Annotated in this window: 17 protein-coding genes; 11 read left to right on the forward strand and 6 right to left on the reverse strand. The window is 45.0% G+C overall.

Translation table 11 applies throughout. The features are described 5' to 3' along the window. Positions 1-10: 10 nt before the first annotated feature. Positions 11-265: a helix-turn-helix domain-containing protein gene (locus tag L3C95_RS04510; protein WP_236385543.1), complete on the reverse strand. Its 255-nt coding sequence runs from the start codon at positions 263-265 to the stop codon at positions 11-13. 696 nt (positions 266-961) lie between these two features. Here L3C95_RS04510 and L3C95_RS04515 point away from each other — a divergent pair. After that, positions 962-1,312, forward strand: a complete 351-nt coding sequence (locus tag L3C95_RS04515) for a hypothetical protein (protein ID WP_236385544.1) — start codon at positions 962-964, stop codon at positions 1,310-1,312. 24 nt (positions 1,313-1,336) lie between these two features. Here the strand turns inward: L3C95_RS04515 and L3C95_RS04520 are convergent, their stop codons facing one another. Continuing rightward, a complete protein-coding gene (locus L3C95_RS04520) occupies positions 1,337-2,329 on the reverse strand; it encodes a helix-turn-helix transcriptional regulator (protein ID WP_236385545.1) in 993 nt (330 codons plus the stop codon). 655 nt (positions 2,330-2,984) lie between these two features. Here L3C95_RS04520 and L3C95_RS04525 point away from each other — a divergent pair. From L3C95_RS04525 to L3C95_RS04535, 3 genes are all read left to right on the forward strand, one after another. Continuing rightward, complete coding sequence (locus L3C95_RS04525) at positions 2,985-3,416, forward strand: response regulator transcription factor (RefSeq protein WP_236385546.1); 432 nt, start codon at positions 2,985-2,987, stop codon at positions 3,414-3,416. Positions 3,417-3,473: 57 nt separating this feature from the next. After that, positions 3,474-4,943 carry a sigma-54-dependent transcriptional regulator gene (locus tag L3C95_RS04530; protein ID WP_236385548.1) on the forward strand — a complete coding sequence of 490 codons (1,470 nt, stop codon included), beginning with the start codon at positions 3,474-3,476 and terminating at the stop codon, positions 4,941-4,943. 109 nt (positions 4,944-5,052) lie between these two features. After that, positions 5,053-5,535 carry a low affinity iron permease family protein gene (locus L3C95_RS04535; protein ID WP_236385549.1) on the forward strand — a complete coding sequence of 161 codons (483 nt, stop codon included), beginning with the start codon at positions 5,053-5,055 and terminating at the stop codon, positions 5,533-5,535. Positions 5,536-5,599: 64 nt separating this feature from the next. On the opposite strand, the gene L3C95_RS04540 is transcribed toward L3C95_RS04535, so the two are convergent. Together L3C95_RS04540 and L3C95_RS04545 are read right to left on the reverse strand one after the other, a co-directional pair. Next, positions 5,600-7,033 carry a hybrid sensor histidine kinase/response regulator gene (locus L3C95_RS04540; protein WP_236385550.1) on the reverse strand — a complete coding sequence of 478 codons (1,434 nt, stop codon included), beginning with the start codon at positions 7,031-7,033 and terminating at the stop codon, positions 5,600-5,602. Positions 7,034-7,129: 96 nt separating this feature from the next. Continuing rightward, positions 7,130-8,524 carry a sensor histidine kinase gene (locus L3C95_RS04545; protein ID WP_236385551.1) on the reverse strand — a complete coding sequence of 465 codons (1,395 nt, stop codon included), beginning with the start codon at positions 8,522-8,524 and terminating at the stop codon, positions 7,130-7,132. 319 nt (positions 8,525-8,843) lie between these two features. Here L3C95_RS04545 and L3C95_RS04550 point away from each other — a divergent pair, with 319 nt between their 5' ends. The 3 genes from L3C95_RS04550 to L3C95_RS04560 all read left to right on the forward strand — a co-directional run bounded on the left by L3C95_RS04550 (position 8,844) and on the right by L3C95_RS04560 (position 11,072). After that, on the forward strand, positions 8,844-9,209 hold the full coding sequence (locus L3C95_RS04550) for a hypothetical protein (RefSeq protein ID WP_236385552.1): 366 nt from the start codon (positions 8,844-8,846) through the stop codon (positions 9,207-9,209). Positions 9,210-9,404: 195 nt separating this feature from the next. Further along, positions 9,405-9,902, forward strand: coding sequence for a ferritin-like domain-containing protein (locus tag L3C95_RS04555; protein WP_236385553.1), 498 nt, complete (start codon positions 9,405-9,407; stop codon positions 9,900-9,902). Positions 9,903-9,980: 78 nt separating this feature from the next. Next, complete coding sequence (locus L3C95_RS04560) at positions 9,981-11,072, forward strand: DNA topoisomerase IB (RefSeq protein ID WP_236385554.1); 1,092 nt, start codon at positions 9,981-9,983, stop codon at positions 11,070-11,072. A 55-nt stretch (positions 11,073-11,127) separates the two neighbouring features. Here L3C95_RS04560 and L3C95_RS04565 read toward each other — a convergent pair whose 3' ends face one another. Then, complete coding sequence (locus tag L3C95_RS04565) at positions 11,128-11,475, reverse strand: hypothetical protein (protein ID WP_236385555.1); 348 nt, start codon at positions 11,473-11,475, stop codon at positions 11,128-11,130. Positions 11,476-11,570: 95 nt separating this feature from the next. Between L3C95_RS04565 and L3C95_RS04570 the strand changes: the two genes are divergently transcribed. Genes L3C95_RS04570 through L3C95_RS04580 form a run of 3 tightly spaced genes read left to right on the forward strand, consistent with a single transcriptional unit; the run spans position 11,571 to position 15,381 of the window. Further along, positions 11,571-12,380, forward strand: coding sequence for a Ku protein (locus L3C95_RS04570; protein ID WP_236385556.1), 810 nt, complete (start codon positions 11,571-11,573; stop codon positions 12,378-12,380). Continuing rightward, positions 12,377-14,917, forward strand: a complete 2,541-nt coding sequence (ligD, locus tag L3C95_RS04575) for a DNA ligase D (RefSeq protein WP_236385557.1) — start codon at positions 12,377-12,379, stop codon at positions 14,915-14,917. The genes L3C95_RS04570 and ligD overlap by 4 nt, the downstream gene beginning before the upstream one ends. Positions 14,918-14,943: 26 nt before the next feature. Beyond that, positions 14,944-15,381: a hypothetical protein gene (locus L3C95_RS04580; RefSeq protein ID WP_236385558.1), complete on the forward strand. Its 438-nt coding sequence runs from the start codon at positions 14,944-14,946 to the stop codon at positions 15,379-15,381. A 4-nt stretch (positions 15,382-15,385) separates the two neighbouring features. Here L3C95_RS04580 and chrA read toward each other — a convergent pair whose 3' ends face one another. Continuing rightward, positions 15,386-16,540 carry a chromate efflux transporter gene (gene chrA, locus L3C95_RS04585; protein ID WP_236385559.1) on the reverse strand — a complete coding sequence of 385 codons (1,155 nt, stop codon included), beginning with the start codon at positions 16,538-16,540 and terminating at the stop codon, positions 15,386-15,388. Positions 16,541-16,794: 254 nt separating this feature from the next. Here chrA and L3C95_RS04590 point away from each other — a divergent pair, with 254 nt between their 5' ends. Next, positions 16,795-17,835 (forward strand): alpha/beta hydrolase, encoded by a 1,041-nt coding sequence (locus L3C95_RS04590; protein WP_236385560.1) that lies wholly within the window; start codon positions 16,795-16,797, stop codon positions 17,833-17,835. Position 17,836 lies beyond the last annotated feature (1 nt).

The raw sequence follows: 17,836 nt of genomic DNA on the forward strand, positions 1-17,836 counted from the left end.
TTGAGGGTCTTTAGATATTAATTTCTTCTCCTTCTTCCTTAAAAGCACACATTGCCATAAAACGGCCTTCCGTCTCATAATAATAGCTCTGTCGGGAAGAACAATACTTAATCGGTGCCCCATATTCTTTCATCAGATTCAGATAATCAAACAGGCTTCTTCTTGACATGCCCAGCCTGTGTGCTAATTGATCAGGGGTTCCTGTTCCTTTAATGCGGATGAGATTATCTATATGTTTAAGGCGATATAAAATGTCGATTGTCATATGATTGATTAGTTATTATTTATGATGGAATAGGTTTATGAACATCGGTTATGGCAGAGCAGAAAAAATGGTAGCATATTCTCTTCCAGCTCAGATCAGTGCAGGCATACCAGTCCATAAATGGGGGGCTGTTTAGCTAGTTTATAGTTGCAAAGGCCTTCGCAGCTTTCCGTAGGTGACAGGATAGCTGTGTGGGATATAAGTATGCACATGCTGATCTGTATTGTCCCTTCTTAAAAGGCGATTCTGTATTTGGGTCACCATATAAAGAATGTATGGTTAAATAAAAAGTAACAACGTCTGATTATGTTGTGGGCTAACGGGGTGGAAATACTATTCCTCGCCCGATGGGCTTAGCATGATGGTCATAAGCTGTTACTTGGTCCGGTTAGAAATGTACAATGGTAATAACAGGGTTAAAATACTCTTCCGTTGGGTTCTCGATTCGTCTATAGGCTGAATTCTTTACTGTCGCAATATTAAAGTTAGGTTAATAATTGTTTCACAAATTATCCGCGGAGGCATATTTACTTATCCTCGATAGGCATTTTCGCAGTCATTTTTTGTTCGAACTACTGAAGATGGTCTTTTTCACTAATGCTCCGCCGTATCTATTAACCTCACGCGCAGATAAAGCGGTAAATTAATAATCGTATCGGGAACATTGAACATTCTTAACCTTGTAAACTCATTTGCATGAAAAGAACAACTATAGAAAAATTCTCAATGCTGGGACTTATTTTGACTGCTACCTCCATGGTGACGGCTGCAATTATACCAGACAGAAAATCACACGGTTTGAAGAACGGAACTTTGCGTGTTCAGAGTGCCAGCGTATTCGGACTGCCTGGTGTTGTTACATGCATTCCCGACCGTATCGATTCGTTTTATACATGTACAGCGACAGCAGACACAATTACGACTGCAAAACCGGCAACCATGTTTATAGACGAAAGTATATATGTAGATGATCTCGAATTTATGTGGCACACGATTAACAACACATCTCAGGATGGCAGACAAAGCGTGCTGCAGTTCGTAGGATAATGCTACTACTATAACATGCTGTCCTCAAGATGGCATGTTATACCCCTTATTCCTCCTCGTCTCACTCGGCGTCTCTCCATAATAATGCTTATACACCTTCGTCAACGCCGAAGGGTTCTTATACCCCAGCACATACGCAATATGCGCTATACTCACTTCATTCTCTATACATAGCGCCCTCGCTCTTTCCATTCGCACCTGCAGCTGATAATCACTGAACGACATACCGCAGTACTTAATAAAACTTTGCCGGAGTTTAGAAGCACTGACAAAGTACGTAGACGCCAGTTGAGAGATAGTCAGTTCTTTATCGATGTTATTACGGATAAACGTCTTAATAGTATTAAAGGTAACATCATGCGAAGAGGACACAGTATTAGTATCCTGTTGTTCGAGAATGAGGATGAGGAGTTCCTGTAGCTTGCCCAGCAACCATGTTTTGCGGAGGCCTGTATTAATGACGGAGAACTTGAGTTCATGATTAAGATGATGCAGCCCCTCCCAGATAATCCCTGGAGTCGGAGTAAGGAGTACAGGCATGTCCATGTCTATCTTATACAACCATTTCTTAGCTAATTTGGAATGACTCGCATATGTCGCAAGCATATCCCGGCTAAATCCGTAATACTGTACTTCATAGATCCCGGGACTAAAAAGCGTAGGTTGCTGCTGACCGATGATGTGAAAACAATTATACTGTCCCTGGAGCAGGGGAACGCTTGTCATATCCAGATAGGAGAGGTTGATACTACCTTCTATCATACAGCACACCACACTCAACCCTTCTTTAACTCTCGGTAACAGCTGTACAGGCTCTTTAACGATGAATATATTGTTGCTCAGACTGCAGCCGTTGGCGGTAGTAGTATGGTAGATGATATCAACTGGAGGACTGGTCACAAGTACCGGCTCCGCAAAATCGCAGTGATAAGCTGCATACTGTGGGGGCAACTGATGGGTTATTTTAATATGGTGCTCTGGAATTCCGACTATACCATATTCTATAGTCACGTTCATATAGGTAACATTTACTTTGAGGGATGTTGGCTAGTTCATATCAGGTCAACGTTCGGCTAATAGACTACTAATATTAACAGTAATAAAGAGGAGGACAAAATAAAGCAGGTTAAGAAATTATTAAGAATGATAAGGAGCCAGGCTAAACAACCTGGCTCTTCACTTAAAACAAGAAAACAACCTGTTAAAATATTTGACATCTGCACCCCGCAGATGCATTGGATTAAACATTGGATGTTCAAATGTAGATGCTTGAAATAAGAAAAGTGTGAATGAGATGTTAATGAAAAAAAATTGTCCCGGGAATCGCTACCCGGGACAATAACTAAAACAACAGCTATGAATGAAAAATCTTTATTCCATAGATAAAGATTCAATTTCCATACCACCAGATCTTACCCCGGACAATTGTTGTGTATCTGATCGCATTTCGGGTAGTCTCTACAAATACTGTGGAGATAATTCCACACCTTTGTGGCTGGATCGGATATAAAGGCCATGGAAATCATGTGGTTGGTCATGGATTGATATTTGAAAGCATAGTATCTGGGTATTTTTGGACGAATTAGGGAGGATTTAATATTATATAGAACCGGTTTTTGTACGAATACATCTTCAAGCATTTGATAATCAATTTAATGGTACAAGTGAACGCATGGCACAGCATATAAAAACGGACGTGGAGCGTCCGTCTGATAAAATATTGACTACCGAGGGGAAAAAAGGGTCGTTTATTTTGATCATTGACGATGAACCTGATATTTGTCGACTGTTGCAATTAAGTCTGGTCAAACATGGATATAAAGTAAAATATGTTCACGCACTGACAGAAGGAATGCAATATTTACAGCATCAACAACCGGATTTGCTTTTCCTGGACATACACTTGCCAGATGGCTCTGGCCTGGAAGCATTACCAGCTATCAAAAAGAAATGCCCCGCCTTACCGGTAATTACGATCAGTGCGTACGACAACGGTATGGAAAAGCAAAAAGCATTAAATGCCGGAGCTACTTACTTCATGGCAAAACCATTTAATGTGACGAACCTGGATGAGCTAATGAGCGATATGCTAAGACGAAAGTAGATCGGGATTAATTTGTAAATTTAAATTAGCAGTTGTCAAACACCACATATAAATATTATGAGAAATATTCTGATAATTGATGATGAGATCAATATTTGTACGTTATTAAGCAAGTTTCTAGGTAAACATGGCTTCAAGGTGGATACTACCATGAGCGGTGCAACTGCTTTGAAAATGATGAAAGAAAAAACTTTCGACCTGGTGTTGTGCGACTACCGGTTGAAAGACACAGATGGTGCGCAGTTGCTGCAGGATATTCTTCAGATCAACCCTCGTACTATCGTGATCATCATCACTGGGTATACCGATGTCAGAGTTGCGGTGGATATGGTGAAGAACGGTGCCTACGACTACCTTTCCAAGCCACTTTATCCCGACGAAATATTGAACCTGGTGCACAAAGCGTTTGCTCACATGGATGCTGAACGTGAACGTGAAGAATCTATGCCAATGCGTACAGTAAATGGTACCTCCGCTGGTAACGGATCCGTACCCGAATCCTCAGATGGAGAGCCCGATGGTGAAATGCTGGACAAAAACCATAAATACGTTTATGGTGAAAGTAACGGCGCAAAGGAACTTTTCCGCCAGATTAAACTGGTGGCGCCTACCGACTACAGTGTGATCATCTTCGGTGAAACCGGTACAGGTAAGGAATCTGTAGCACACCTCATCCATCATCATAGTAAACGGCATAACCAGCCCTTCGTAGCGCTGGACTGTGGTAGCCTTTCCAAAGAACTGGCAGCAAGTGAACTGTTCGGTCATGAGAAAGGATCTTTTACAGGCGCTATCAATACCAAAATAGGCGCCTTCGAACAGGCCCATGGTGGTACCCTGTTTCTGGACGAAGTAGCGAATCTTTCTTACGATATCCAGGTAGCCTTATTGCGCGTGATCCAGGAAAAGGTGATCCGCAGAGTGGGCAGCCTCAAAGAGATACCAATAGATGTACGGATTATCGTAGCATCCAACGAAAAACTCTCTGAGTCTGTAGCAAAAGGCCGCTTCCGTGAAGACCTCTTCCACAGGTTCAATGAGTTCACCATCTACATTCCGCCACTGCGCGAGAGGGTGGAAGACCTTGCGCTGTTTGTCGACGCATTTATGCGCCAGGTGGAAAGAGAACTGCAAAAGAACTGTGGTAAGATCACCAATGAAGTATGGGAATGTTTCAGCAGATACAACTGGCCTGGTAATATCCGTGAACTGAAAAACGTGATACGCCGCGCATGCCTCCTCACCCCGGAGCATGAAGACATCACATTGTCTACATTGCCGCTGGAAATGAAAGAGTCGTTTGCACAGCAACCATACGAGGAAGATCACCAGGTGAATATGTCGGGTGAACTGATCTCCATCACAAATGAGAATGACCTGAAAACAGTCGCACTGCAGGCAGAGTACAACAAGATCATCAATGTACTCAAAGAGGTGAAATACAATAAGACGAAAGCAGCGCAACTACTGAACATCGACCGTAAAACCTTGTACAATAAACTAAGATTACTCAATATTAATTACTAGCGATATCAATTTAATGTTTGTTTATACTGAACACAGGCCCGTTATCCAGCGGGCCTTTTCTATGCCCGGTATGCTATTTGCCATTTTATGTGTATAAAACCTTGCATTTATGGATCCGCAAAATAATCAGCAGCAGATGGAGAACGGGGATAAAAAAAGCGCCGGCTTCTTTGAGCGCTTTTCCTCGAAAGTGGCGCAGGCTACCGGGTCGCAATGGGCTTTCTTTATTGCCTTGGCGGCTATTATTGTATGGGGTATTACCGGGCCGTTTTTCGGATATTCCGATACCTGGCAGCTGGTGATCAATACCGGTACAACAATTATCACTTTCCTGATGGTATTCATTATCCAGAAATCACAGAATAAAGACTCCAAGTCAGTACAACTGAAACTGAATGAATTGATCGCAGCAAATAAGCTGGCCAGCAACCGCCTCATTGTAGTGGAAAACCTGACAGAAGAAGAGTTGGATACGCTGCATAACTATTACACGAGGCTGGCAGAAGAAACAAAGAAAAGAATGGCAATGAAGGAATCCCACTCAGTGGAAGAAGCAATTGAGAACGCAGACGAAAAGCTGAAGGCGCAGTGATATAGCAAATCAGGAAATGAATGCTGGTATGTCTGTAGCATCCATTTCCTGACTGTTAATGTTTTTAGTTCAATGGCAGCACAATTGTAAACACACTTCCTTCCCCGATCTCACTCTCCACATGTACAGTGCCTTTATGGTTCATGATGATATTCTGTGTACTCGTTAACCCTAAACCAGTTCCTTTCGGCTTATTGGTAAAGAATGGATCAAATAACCGTGTTTTGGTTTCTTCCGGAATACCAGGACCGTTGTCAGTGATAGTGATCACCGCCTTATCCCGTTGTTTGGCGGTCTGTAAAGTAAGTAATCCCTTTCCGGGTGTCATAGCTTCCACCGCATTGATGATGATGTTCAGCAACGCAATCACCACCTTATCTTCATCCGCAGGGATCATGACATCCTGCTTGAGATAATCTTTCTTCACGCTGATCTCATTGAGCTGCAAACGGTCCTGCGCCAGCGCCAGTGCTTTGTCTGTCAGTTCATTGATACCGTGAGGCCGGATGTTCAGTTCTATCATCCTTGTTGAATGCAGCAGTTCTGTGATCAGCTGATTGATGCGGGTACAGTTCCGCTCAATGATATCGACATATATCTGGCTATCTTCCACGCTGACGGGCTCACCTTTGAACTGACTTACCGCCAATAGAATATTTGTCAGCGGATTGCGTACCTCATGCGCTATCACACGCGCAATACGGCCGGTTACAACGAACTTCTGCTGTTGCTGTTTTTCCAGCTCCTCCCGCTTTCTCTCAGTAATATCCTGCACCACACAAAGGAAGATCTGCTCCTGCTCATCCAGCGTTACAGCACTCACCATCACATCGAGTTTCTTTCCCTGTTTGGTGAGGAAGTTATACTCCGTACGTACACTTGTTTCTACTCCGCAGATATGATCGAAGAAATGTTTGCACTGCTCCTCCTGGAAGAATAGCTGCTTGAGGTTCAGCTGTAACATCTCTTCTTTGGTGTATTGTAAAGTCCTGATAGCAGAAGGATTGGCGTCAATCACATTCTTGTTACAGTCTGCAAGGATAATGAGGTCATGTGCCTTTTCAAATACACCGAAATACTTCTTCTCATTTTCTTCTATGATACGAAGATGGCGGGCTTCGTCCAGCGCATAACGGATAGAGCGTTCCAGCAGGTCGGCACTGATCTCGCCTTTTACCAGGTAGTCGGAAGCCCCCGCCTGCATCGCTTCCTTATCTATCGTATAGTCCCCCTTACCGGTCAGCATAATCACCGGCGCCTTGTAATCCAGCTGCTGGAAGTGGTGAAGGATGTCTATACCTGTATAAGGCCCCAGACGATAGTCGGCGAGGTAAATGTCATGTACCTTCCTGTCTATTTGTTCTACCGCTTTAGAATAAGTAGGCGCCCAGTCCAGCTGGTACTGCCCCGGAGAAATGTCTTGCAATAACTGGCTGACGAGGAAAAAATCGTCCTCATCATCGTCTATCATTAGTATGTGTACGGGTTGATCTGTCATTCTCTAAGCATTTGGCAGTTCCGTTATTTGAACCGATATTTTCCCAACATGGGTAAATTCAACTCAGCAATAAGAATGCTAATTTTTCCGGCGCTTTTAACTTTCTTCATTATAGAGAGTTTGTGTTAATGGTAAAGTAATGATAAAGGTAGCGCCCCGGCCAGGTGTTCCCAATGCGGTAATATGCCCGTGATGGCTATCCACTATTTTTTTACAGATGGCCAGCCCTATACCGGTGCCGGAATATTCACTCATACCATGTAGCCTTTGAAATAATAAAAAGATGCGTTCGGCATATGCAGGGTCAAAACCTATACCATTATCCTCAATGAAGATCTTACATTCATTATTTTCCTGCTCAGCTCTGATGTTAATCACCAGCTGCCGCTCAGGATGAGCAAATTTGATCGCATTGGCGATAATGTTCTGGAATAACTGGTGAAAGGACGTAGGCGTTCCCTCTATAACCGGAATGGATGCAATATTAACGACCGCCCTCTTTTCCTGCAGACTGACCTCCAGGTCACTGATCACCTCCTGTATAAGCTGTGTCATATCTACTTTCACGATATTTTCCGGAGTGATACGCCCCGCCCTCGAAAACAATAACAGGTCGTTGATCAGTATCCGCATTCTTCCTACGGCGCCCACCATACGGTGTATCAGATCTGTAGCATCGGAAGGCAACTGGTCGCCGTATTTGGTCTGCAGGCGGTCGCTGAAAGTAGAGATCTTCCGCAAAGGCTCCTGCAGGTCGTGAGACGCCACATAGGCAAACTGCTCCAGTTCCTCGTTAGATTTATTCAGCAGTTTGATATTTTGCTGCAGGTCATGCTGATAAGACTTCAGACGGGATTCAATATGCAATTGCAGCCGGAATTCCCGTGTGAGGGTCACATATGAATAGATGCCAATGAGGATGGCCATAAGCGAGGAAATAAAGATCACCGGTATCCAGATGGCCGAAAAGAAGCTCTGTAACCTCGATTTCTGCTGCAACTTGGTGTTTTCTATGTTTAACATGTCCTGGACCTTACGGTCTATCCTCTCCATAGATTTTTCCCCCTCCCATACCGCCGAGGTGTCCTTCTGCGGAGAGGTCAGTTTGGCTTCTCCGGCTATCAGTTGCTGGTATTTCTTGTCCAGCAGTTTTTTCAGAGTGTCCAGATGCAGTTGCTGCTGTTGGTTGTCGGCGGTTATTCTGCGAAGCATCATATACTCCTCTTCTATCTTGATACTGCGTTGCTGCATGGTGGGCCGCAGAAAAGCGGTATCTCTGGTAATACTGTACCCCCGGATAGCTGATTCTGCATCCTTCAGCTGTTTTGTGATCACTTCCAGACTTTTGGATATCTCTATGGTGTGATTCAGCCAGCGGGCATTGTCCAGCAGATTTTTCGTTACCAGGAAGGAACATATAGAGGCAACTATGATAACAGTAAAAGCGATGAAGAATCCTAATCTGATCTTCTTTTGTACAGGTATATGCATTTTTCCCGGTGATTGTAGTAAGTTTTCGAATTTACAACTATCCAACAATTTCCACACAGTGAAATGCATATTCTACAGGCATTCCTGTCGTGGCTGCTAAATCGCTTCATATAAGCGTTACAGTAAGTATTATACTGTTTAAATGCTTTGCAGGTAAGGGTTTTGACATAATAGAGCTATGTCTGATATGTATTCCGCAGGTATGCTGATAGGTGATGGAATGAACTTTGTCTTTTATAACAAACAGCACATGGTTGAAAAGCGCCCGGATACTACTGCACAACTGTAAAAGCAATCATTCACGTAAAAAACTCAGACTATGCAATATTATCATATGTCAGCGGGTAATCCTCCTCCGGGTGGGGTGCCTGAAAAGCAGCCCCCTCCAAAAGAGGAACCGCCAAGACCATCAGGTCCGGAAATAACACCTCCGCCATCGCCGCCAGGACCTCCGCCTCCTGTGCCGAATGAAGTACCTGACCACGATATCAAACGTTCCCCTCCTAACCCGAAAGCAAAGAAAAAGGAAGAGGAACTGGCTACAGAAGAAAGGGCGGAATTCATCGCAGAGCAGGACAGGGAAGATGTACAGGAAAGATCGCCGGATCTCTTCCCCGACAAAACGATCATGGAAAGCTTCAATAGTTACGACGAAGAAGACTCCAGAGTAATTCCGGAAGAGTAAATTGATCACTATTAAACTCCAAATAATATGGCAACAAGAACCCAATCAAAATCCCGGACAGGCAATAATCAGTCCCAGTCCCGGACAACCGGTAGAAGTGCTGCAAACAGCAAATCAATGTCTACGTCCCGTAGCAGTTCATCCAGAACAAGCAGCTCATCCCGTTCCAGGAGCAGCAGAAACCAAAATGAAGACATGCCGAACTCCAAGTTCCATCAATTGTTCCTGGACCAGTTAAAAGACATGTACTGGGCAGAAAAAGCGCTGGTGAAAGCCCTCGGTAAAATGCAAAAGGCCGCTACTTCAGAAGAACTCATGGATGCCATCGCGCACCACCAGGAACAGACAAGAGAACATGTAACCCGCCTTGAAAGGGTATTTGAATCACTGGGCCAGACGCCTAAGGCAAAAAAATGCCCGGCCATGGAAGGTCTGATAGCAGAAGGACAGGAATGTATAGATGACACAGAAGAAGATACTGCTGTTAGAGATGCAGGTCTGATCATCTGCAGCCAGAAGATCGAACATTACGAGATCTCCACCTACGGCAGCCTCCGTACACTGGCAGGCAGAATGGGACATGAAGATGCAGCACGACTGCTCGAGCAGACACTGAACGAAGAAAAGGAAACAGACGTATTACTTACTCAACTGGCAGAATCTTCCATAAACGAAGAAGCTGCTGCTGAATAAGAAAGATATAGATGGGAACCCGGGAGGCCTCTGCATTACAACAATGTAAGAGGCCTTTCTTACTAGAAACACTGAAAGATGATAGACCTGATTGCAGAAGCGATGGCTACAGCCAAAGCGGTGAAATTACGATATGTGAAGTCTGGTACTACAGGGTATAGCCGGGAAAGAGTGAAAGACGGCTTTCAGTACCGTGATCAGCACGGCGAGATTATTACGGACGAAGAGGTCCTCTCCAGGATCCGGGGGCTGGTACTGCCTCCCGCCTGGGAAAACGTGTGGATCTGCCCATATGCTAATGGCCATTTACAGGCTACTGGTATTGATGCTTTGGGACGGAGGCAATACCGCTACCACTCCACCTGGGCAAGGGTGCGCAATGAAACCAAGTACGACCGCCTGCTACATTTTGGGGAGAAACTACCGCAATTACGCAAGCATATCGCGGCTGCCCTGCGTAAGAAAACCCTTGATAAAGAAAAGGTTACAGCTATCGCGCTCAGCGTTATGCAGGAAACCCTTATCCGGGTAGGCAATGCTTCCTATGAAAAGTTATATGGCTCATACGGACTTACCACATTACAGGTGCAACACGTCAAAATAGACGGAAATACGGCCTTTTTTAAATTCAAGGGAAAGAAGGGCATCCTGCACAAAATCACGCTAAAACACGCCCAATTAGCCAAATTGCTACAGAAGGTCAGGGATATCCCCGGACAGGAATTATTTCAATATTACGAGGGAGAGGAGCATAAGAGCCTCGATTCCGGAGATATTAACGAATACCTGAAGCTGTGGACAGGAGAAGAGTATACCTGTAAAGATTTCAGAACATGGTCAGGTACCGTGAATGCACTTAATCTGCTGGCTGATCTTACCCCGTTCAGCTCAGCAACAGAATGTAAACAGAACCTGGTGCATATTATCGACAGTGTGGCCGGAAAACTGGGTAATACAAGGGCCGTCTGCAAGAAATACTATATCCATCCCAGGATTCTCGAAGCTTATGAACGGTGTGATCTGGAACCTTATCTGGAAGAATTACGCGCCGGAAGGAATAAAGCATCCACCGGAGGCCTTCATAACGATGAAAAAGTACTGCTGAAATTCATGAAATCACACTCACAGGAAAAGAAACCTGTTAAAATGAAAGCAGGGAGCAGGAATTAAGCTGATATCACCCTGTCGCTTAATCCTGGTCCCTGCTTTTTTAAAACGAGTTATATTATGCGAAGATCAACTGATCTTCCCTGTCTTCTACTGGTATTTTCTGTAGAAATTCGTCAAATCCGGATTCCTCATGTGTACTATAGGCGCCATAAGCATCCAGTACATAGCCTATCTCACCGTCCTGATCTTCTATCAGATACAACACTGACATATCAGCCGGGTCAGATTCCCCCTCAAACCTGTACGTTTTAATGATCTTCAGTTCTTCCGGATTGTATATTTTTTGTTTTTCAACATTCTGCATTCTGCCATGGTCACTCATCTTTAATTCATGATCGAGGCCCTTGTCATGCAATTTTTGCATCACCCGGCTAAGGGTGGTCATTTCGCCTGGCTTTTCCATAAATAAAGGTTTTTGTTACAAAGCATAAAAATCCAAATCGCGTGCCATGGCATATAGTTTGGTTTTTATTCAACATCACCCTTAAATTATTTTTTATGAGAGCTGTTTGGTCAGGAACAATCGGTTTTGGGTTAGTGAATATACCCATCAAATTGTACAGCGCCGTGCAGGACAGCAGACTGGACCTGGACATGCTGGATAGAAAGGATCACGCCCATATAAAGTTTAAACGTGTGAATGAAGACACAGGAAAAGAAGTGCCCTGGGAACAGATCGTGAAGGGATACCTGCTAAACGATGAATATGTTATCCTGGAAGACGAAGATTTTCAGGAGGCTGCTCCTGAAAAAAGCAAGATCATCACGATCGAGTCCTTTGTAGATCAGGCGGAGATAGACGATATCTATTTTGAAACACCGTACTACATAGAACCCGACAAAGCGGGCGTGAAAGCATACGAATTATTGCTGAAAACATTGCAGAAAACGGGTAAGGCCGGACTGGGGCGTTTTGTACTCAGAACGAGTGAACATCTCGTCATTATACGTCCCCGCGACAACTACCTGATGTTGCAACAATTGAGGTTTGAACAGGAAATACGTTCGCCGGAAGAATTGTCTCTCCCTTCCGATAGCAAGATCAGCAAGAGAGAACTGGATATGGCGGTGCAACTCGTGGAAAGTTATACTACTGAATTTGACATCAGTCAATTTAGAGATACTTATCATGAAGAATTGCTCAAGATCATCAAAGCCAAAGCAAGTGGCAAACGCCGTACAGTGAAGAAAATGAAGATCGTACATACCAAGAGCACCGATCTGTTCGATCAGCTGAAAGCGAGTCTGGGGAATACCGGCGGGTCTGGCAGCAGCAGTAGCCGTAGTCATAAAAAACGTGCATCATGAGTCTGAGAACATACGATGAGAAGCGCAATTTTAACGTCACTTCCGAGCCTAAAGGCGCGAAGAAGAAGAGTGCAGGTAAACAACACATCTTCGTGATACAGCGGCATCATGCCTCCCGTTTACACTACGACTTCCGACTGGAAGTAGATGGTGTATTAAAAAGCTGGGCTGTACCGAAAGGCCCTTCCATGAACCCGTCTGACAAACGACTGGCCATGCAGGTGGAAGACCACCCTTATGACTATAAAGACTTTGAAGGTGTCATCCCGGAAGGGAATTATGGCGCAGGCTTCGTCTACGTATGGGACAAAGGGAACTATGAACTGCTGCATGAAGAGGGTAAAGATTTTGATAAAGAAGCGAACAAAGAAATCCGGGAAGGTAACCTGAAAATACGCCTGAAAGGTAAGAAAGTGAAAGGTGAGTTTGCCCTCGTGAAAATGAAAAACTCGGATGACAATGCCTGGTTACTGCTAAAACATAAAGACGATTATGCGGTGAAGTCAGCTTACGACAGTGAAAACTTTACGCCGCAACGTATCAAGGACAGAGGTGTGAAAGAGAAAGAGAAGATGAAGGGTACTAAAAAAAAAGTAGCACCGGCAAAAGCAAAAGCAGCATCCGCTAAGAAGGAGCTGTTTACGCCCATGATGGCGACTTTGGTAGATAAGCCGTTTAGCAGGGAAGGTTGGCTGTTTGAAACTAAATGGGACGGTTACAGGGCAATAGCCGACGTGCGGAAAGGAAAAGTAGAGTTGTATTCAAGAAATCATTTGTCTTTTAATAAAGACTATCCGAAAGTAGTGAAAGCACTGGAAGGCTTGAAGCATGATGTAGTGCTGGATGGGGAAGTAGTGATCCTGAAAAAAGACGGCACCTCAGATTTTCAGGCGTTGCAGAACTATAAGAATGATGCCTCCGGCAACCTGGTGTATGTGGCGTTCGACATGTTGCAGTTGGATGGGCAGGACCTGCAGGCATTGCCACTTATTCAGCGAAAGGAACTGTTGAAAGATGTCGTCGCACAGCTGGGTAGCAAAACAGTGATCTACTCTGAACATGTACTGGACGATAGTGAAAAGCTGTATAAAACGGCCCAGCAGAAAGGTTGGGAGGGCATCATTGCCAAAGAAGCAGAGAGTCTCTACGCTGAAGGCCGCAGATCTATGTCCTGGCTGAAGATCAAGATTGTGGATGAACAGGAAGCTATCATCTGCGGGTATACGGATCCGCAGGGAAGCAGGAAGAAAATAGGATCGCTGGTGCTGGGTATCTACGATGATAATAATGAATTGAAATATGTCGGTAACTGTGGCGGCGGATTGAATGGAGCGCTTATCAACGAGCTGTATGATAAGATGCAGCCTTACCGGCAAAAGACCTCTCCGTTGAAGGAGAAGGTAAAAACGAATACACCTGTCACCTGGGTGAAACCCGAGCTGGTATGTCAGGTGAAATTCTCCTCCTGGACCAGCGACAGGCATCTGCGTCAGCCAATATTCATGGGATTGAGGAAGGACAAGACAGCAAAAGAAGTCCATAAGGAAACTGCAAAACCTACAAAGATGGCCACAAAAAAAGCCGCAGCACATGCTGCTCCAGCCGCTGCGCGTTCGCATGAAAAGGAACGTGTGGTAACCCTGAATGGTAAAAAGGTGACGTTGACCAACCAGCAGAAAGTATACTGGCCGGACGAAAAGATCACAAAAGGGACACTGCTGGATTATTATATGGAGATGGCCGACTATGTATTGCCTTTCCTGAAAGACCGCCCACTAAGCTTGCACCGTTTCCCCAATGGCATTAATGACCCTGGTTTCTATCAGAAGGATATTGATACAGAATCGGCTCCGGACTGGCTGAAAACGGTACAACTACATGCTGCTTCTGCCTCCCGTGATGTGGATTACCTCGTTTGCAACAACGCCGCCACGCTGGCGTATATGGTCAATCTTGGATGTATCGAGATCAATCCCTGGCTGTCACGGGTGAAAAACCTGGACAACCCGGATTACCTGGTACTGGACCTCGATCCTGAGAATATTGCCTTTAAACATGTGGTAGAAACTGCACAGGCTATCAAGGCCTTGCTGGACCAACTCGGGCTGACGGCATTTTGTAAAACTTCCGGCGCTTCAGGACTGCACATTTATGTGCCTACTGGCGCTAAATATAATTATGAAACCTGCCGCCTGTTCGCCGAATACGTGGCGAAACAGGTGCAGCAGGAGTTACCAGCTATTACAAGTGTGATCCGCAATAAATCGAAACGAAATAAAAAAGTGTATATAGACTATATGCAGAACAGCCGTGGACAGACCATCGCTTCTCCTTATTCCGTACGTCCTAAGCCGGGAGCTACTGTTTCCGCACCTTTGAACTGGGATGAGCTGACCGATGATCTTGCCATTGCCGATTTTAATATTGGGAACATGGCAGACAGGATCAGGGATGTAGGTGATCTTTGGAAAGATATAGATAAAACAAAGAATGATCTGCGTAAAGTGATCCAGCATATTGAATCTACAGCACAATGATTTTTTCACCTTAAAACGGAACCGTTATGCAAACAGCAAATCATCGCCATCATGTCAATCTTGCTCCTGTTTATGGGATCATTATAGCAGTTGTGTCCCTTATCTTCACTGTTATATTTTATTTCACTAATATGGCGGGCGCTTTATGGACGGGGTACTTCGGAAATCTGCTGATGTTCCTGGGGGTGTTGTTCTCCGTTATTCACTATAACAGCCAGCATCATGAAAAGACCTCTGCCATGGCATTATTCGCTATGGGATTTAGAACTACGATATGGGCCGTGTTTATTGTTACATTGTTTACGATAGCCCTGCACTTCATCTCAGGTGCACAGACGGAAGATAATTTCTGGATCTACCTGTTCGGTAACGTGTTTTTCACCAATGGTATTCTTGGCTTGCTGGCAGCAGGTCTGGCTGCAATGGTGTTCAAAAGGAATCAGACAACGACCAAGCCTAAATAAAGCCTTACATCAGCCAACCCAGTAGCAGGCAGGCCAATACTATAAATGGGGACGGTATACGTGATGCAGTGAGAATAACTAAGGTAGCAATGGTAATTGCAACGTTGTACCAGGTAAGTGGGATAGCCAGGAACAATATGATCGTGGCTGCCCACATGATCCCCACTACGGTGGCATTGATACCTTCCAATGCCCGGTAGATGACAACGTATTTCTTCAGGTTATGCCAGATAGGAAAGAAGAATAAAACCAGCAGCAGGCTGGGTAGAAAGATGGCAATAGGCGCCAGCATGCATCCCAGCAACTGATAACCCGGCCCAAGGCTGCGCATTACCATGCCGCCTACATATGCAGTAATAGAAAAAGTAGGGCCGGGTAAAGCCCGCATGATACCGGCTCCGGTCAGCAGCTCTTCCGCATTCATAAAGCGGGTGTTGGAGCGTGATACATACTGTTCCAGCATCATCGCTATCAGGATGTCCCCACCGCCAAACACCAGGCTACCGAAACGGTAGAAGTTCTCAAACAGGTTGAACGGACGGCGCGTGATCCAGTCATGTGTACGCGCCAGCTCGGAAAAGAAACCCGCCAGTATGAACAGCAGGGCAAACAGCCAGATGTTCGTCCACTGTATCTTTTTAGGCTTGTCTTTAATGTCAGGAATACGCTTATTACTGAAATTGGATACGATCCCACCCAGGATGATTAACGCGGGAAAGGTCCAGGGAGATTTGAAAAAGTATGCTGTGAGCAGGGAAACCGCCATAATGACGGCAGTAGCCAGGCTGCGGATGCTGATCTTAAACGCCCGCAGGCTGCCATATATCAGAAAACCAACAGCCATTGGCTGTACGTACTTAAAGATATCTACGTTCAGGGCTTTCTGGTCAAAATATTGCAACAGGAAACTGAGCGATCCCATTAACAGGCAGGCAGGAGCTATCCATATCAGGAGTGTGGCTACAGCCAGCGTTACGCCGCCCCGTTTGTAACCAATGAGTGTCAGCGTCTGTGAGGAAGACGCACCTGGTAAGAGCTGGCAGAATGCGTTGTACTCCATCAGCTCCTGCTCGGTTACATCCCTTCTCTGGTGTACGAACGTTTTCAACATCATAGCCAGGTGACCCTGGGGTCCCCCGTACGCAGTGATGCTGTGCATAAAAACAGCCCGTAAGAAAGGAATGTGACGCAGAAACACTTTTTGGCAATTAATCGGCTGCCCGAATTTCAATAATTTCCTGACAATATCAAACAGGAAAACGACAAACAATTGATTTTCTTTTGTTAAGTGAGAAGCGTACAGGCATAATCCTTGTTGTATATAAACTATACTTTCAGGTCAATCCATATTCCCACCCTAGTATGATAACCTTTAAGCGGTTGGTATTGAATGGTTTAATAATAAAGTAGTTTATGAGAAAACTCCTCATTCTCCTATGCATAACGATTTCAGTCAGCGCACATGCACAATTGTCATATTACAACAGCGACGCTTATTGGGGCAATTTTAGCCTGCAGACCACTTGTGTCAGGCCGGCCGTGACGGATACCTGCCTGGTATTCGTTACTAACAGGCACCTGTACAAGGATAGTCTGCGTTTTGTGGATGAATTTGTGGATACGGCAGGGTTGAAATACTTCGTCCTGCAAAAACAGGCCGGTAAATGGAACGTCATCCAGGTGCAGACTCTGACAGATGCAATGCGGCTGATGCCGGAGAAGCGCGATATAGTCGTATATGCGGAAGGGATGGGGAAGATCTTTACTACCAACGTGGAACGGGCATTATTAATGCGTTCGCAGTATAATGTGAATGTAGTCATGTTTGATTATGCCAGCATCAACACGACCTACAAGCCCTCGAGGAACTTTAAGTTTGCCCGTAGCAATGCGAGGTTATCAGCGGCCCATTACTTCCGGCTACTGCAGCTCATACAGCAGGCCCGCCGGGAAAAAGAAGACTGGGCAGAGCATATAAAAGTTTCTACATTCTGTCATAGTATGGGAAACATCATTTTCATGGAAATGATGAAACACCAGCCTTATGATCAGTTGAATGCGGAGCCGTTCATTGACAATGTTATACTGAATGCGGCATGCGTACCTTCAAAAGGCCATAAGGAATGGGTAGAGCGCATCCGCTTTGCGAATAAGATCTATATTCATTACAACCGGTCAGACTGGCAGCTGAAGGGGGCTCACCTGCTTACCATGACGCCTCAGCTGGGAGAAAAGCTGAAACGTCCGTTGGCGAACAATGCGAGTTACGTCAACTTTCACGACCAGGTAGGCCGGCAGCACAGTTATTTTCTGAACTTCCCACAGAACGATTACCGGATGACGCAGGAGATGAAGGACTATTTTGTACAATTGTTCAGTGGCAATACGGCAGTGCTGGAAGTGGAAAAGACCTTGGCCAAAAAGCAATTGGGGGCGCAGGAAAGTGTCAATTAGA

This window comes from Chitinophaga filiformis, assembly GCF_021646545.1.
GTDB lineage: Bacteria > Bacteroidota > Bacteroidia > Chitinophagales > Chitinophagaceae > Chitinophaga > Chitinophaga filiformis_A.

What these genes read in the sequence shown, in the direction of transcription:
- L3C95_RS04510 (WP_236385543.1), bottom strand. Translation starts at nt 265, where the DNA reads ATGACAATCGACATTTTATATCGCCTTAAACATATAGATAATCTCATC.
- L3C95_RS04515 (WP_236385544.1), top strand. Translation starts at nt 962, where the DNA reads ATGAAAAGAACAACTATAGAAAAATTCTCAATGCTGGGACTTATTTTG.
- L3C95_RS04520 (WP_236385545.1), bottom strand. Translation starts at nt 2,329, where the DNA reads ATGAACGTGACTATAGAATATGGTATAGTCGGAATTCCAGAGCACCAT.
- L3C95_RS04525 (WP_236385546.1), top strand. Translation starts at nt 2,985, where the DNA reads ATGGCACAGCATATAAAAACGGACGTGGAGCGTCCGTCTGATAAAATA.
- L3C95_RS04530 (WP_236385548.1), top strand. Translation starts at nt 3,474, where the DNA reads ATGAGAAATATTCTGATAATTGATGATGAGATCAATATTTGTACGTTA.
- L3C95_RS04535 (WP_236385549.1), top strand. Translation starts at nt 5,053, where the DNA reads ATGGATCCGCAAAATAATCAGCAGCAGATGGAGAACGGGGATAAAAAA.
- L3C95_RS04540 (WP_236385550.1), bottom strand. Translation starts at nt 7,033, where the DNA reads ATGACAGATCAACCCGTACACATACTAATGATAGACGATGATGAGGAC.
- L3C95_RS04545 (WP_236385551.1), bottom strand. Translation starts at nt 8,524, where the DNA reads ATGCATATACCTGTACAAAAGAAGATCAGATTAGGATTCTTCATCGCT.
- L3C95_RS04550 (WP_236385552.1), top strand. Translation starts at nt 8,844, where the DNA reads ATGCAATATTATCATATGTCAGCGGGTAATCCTCCTCCGGGTGGGGTG.
- L3C95_RS04555 (WP_236385553.1), top strand. Translation starts at nt 9,405, where the DNA reads ATGCCGAACTCCAAGTTCCATCAATTGTTCCTGGACCAGTTAAAAGAC.
- L3C95_RS04560 (WP_236385554.1), top strand. Translation starts at nt 9,981, where the DNA reads ATGATAGACCTGATTGCAGAAGCGATGGCTACAGCCAAAGCGGTGAAA.
- L3C95_RS04565 (WP_236385555.1), bottom strand. Translation starts at nt 11,475, where the DNA reads ATGGAAAAGCCAGGCGAAATGACCACCCTTAGCCGGGTGATGCAAAAA.
- L3C95_RS04570 (WP_236385556.1), top strand. Translation starts at nt 11,571, where the DNA reads ATGAGAGCTGTTTGGTCAGGAACAATCGGTTTTGGGTTAGTGAATATA.
- ligD (WP_236385557.1), top strand. Translation starts at nt 12,377, where the DNA reads ATGAGTCTGAGAACATACGATGAGAAGCGCAATTTTAACGTCACTTCC.
- L3C95_RS04580 (WP_236385558.1), top strand. Translation starts at nt 14,944, where the DNA reads ATGCAAACAGCAAATCATCGCCATCATGTCAATCTTGCTCCTGTTTAT.
- chrA (WP_236385559.1), bottom strand. Translation starts at nt 16,540, where the DNA reads ATGCACAGCATCACTGCGTACGGGGGACCCCAGGGTCACCTGGCTATG.
- L3C95_RS04590 (WP_236385560.1), top strand. Translation starts at nt 16,795, where the DNA reads ATGAGAAAACTCCTCATTCTCCTATGCATAACGATTTCAGTCAGCGCA.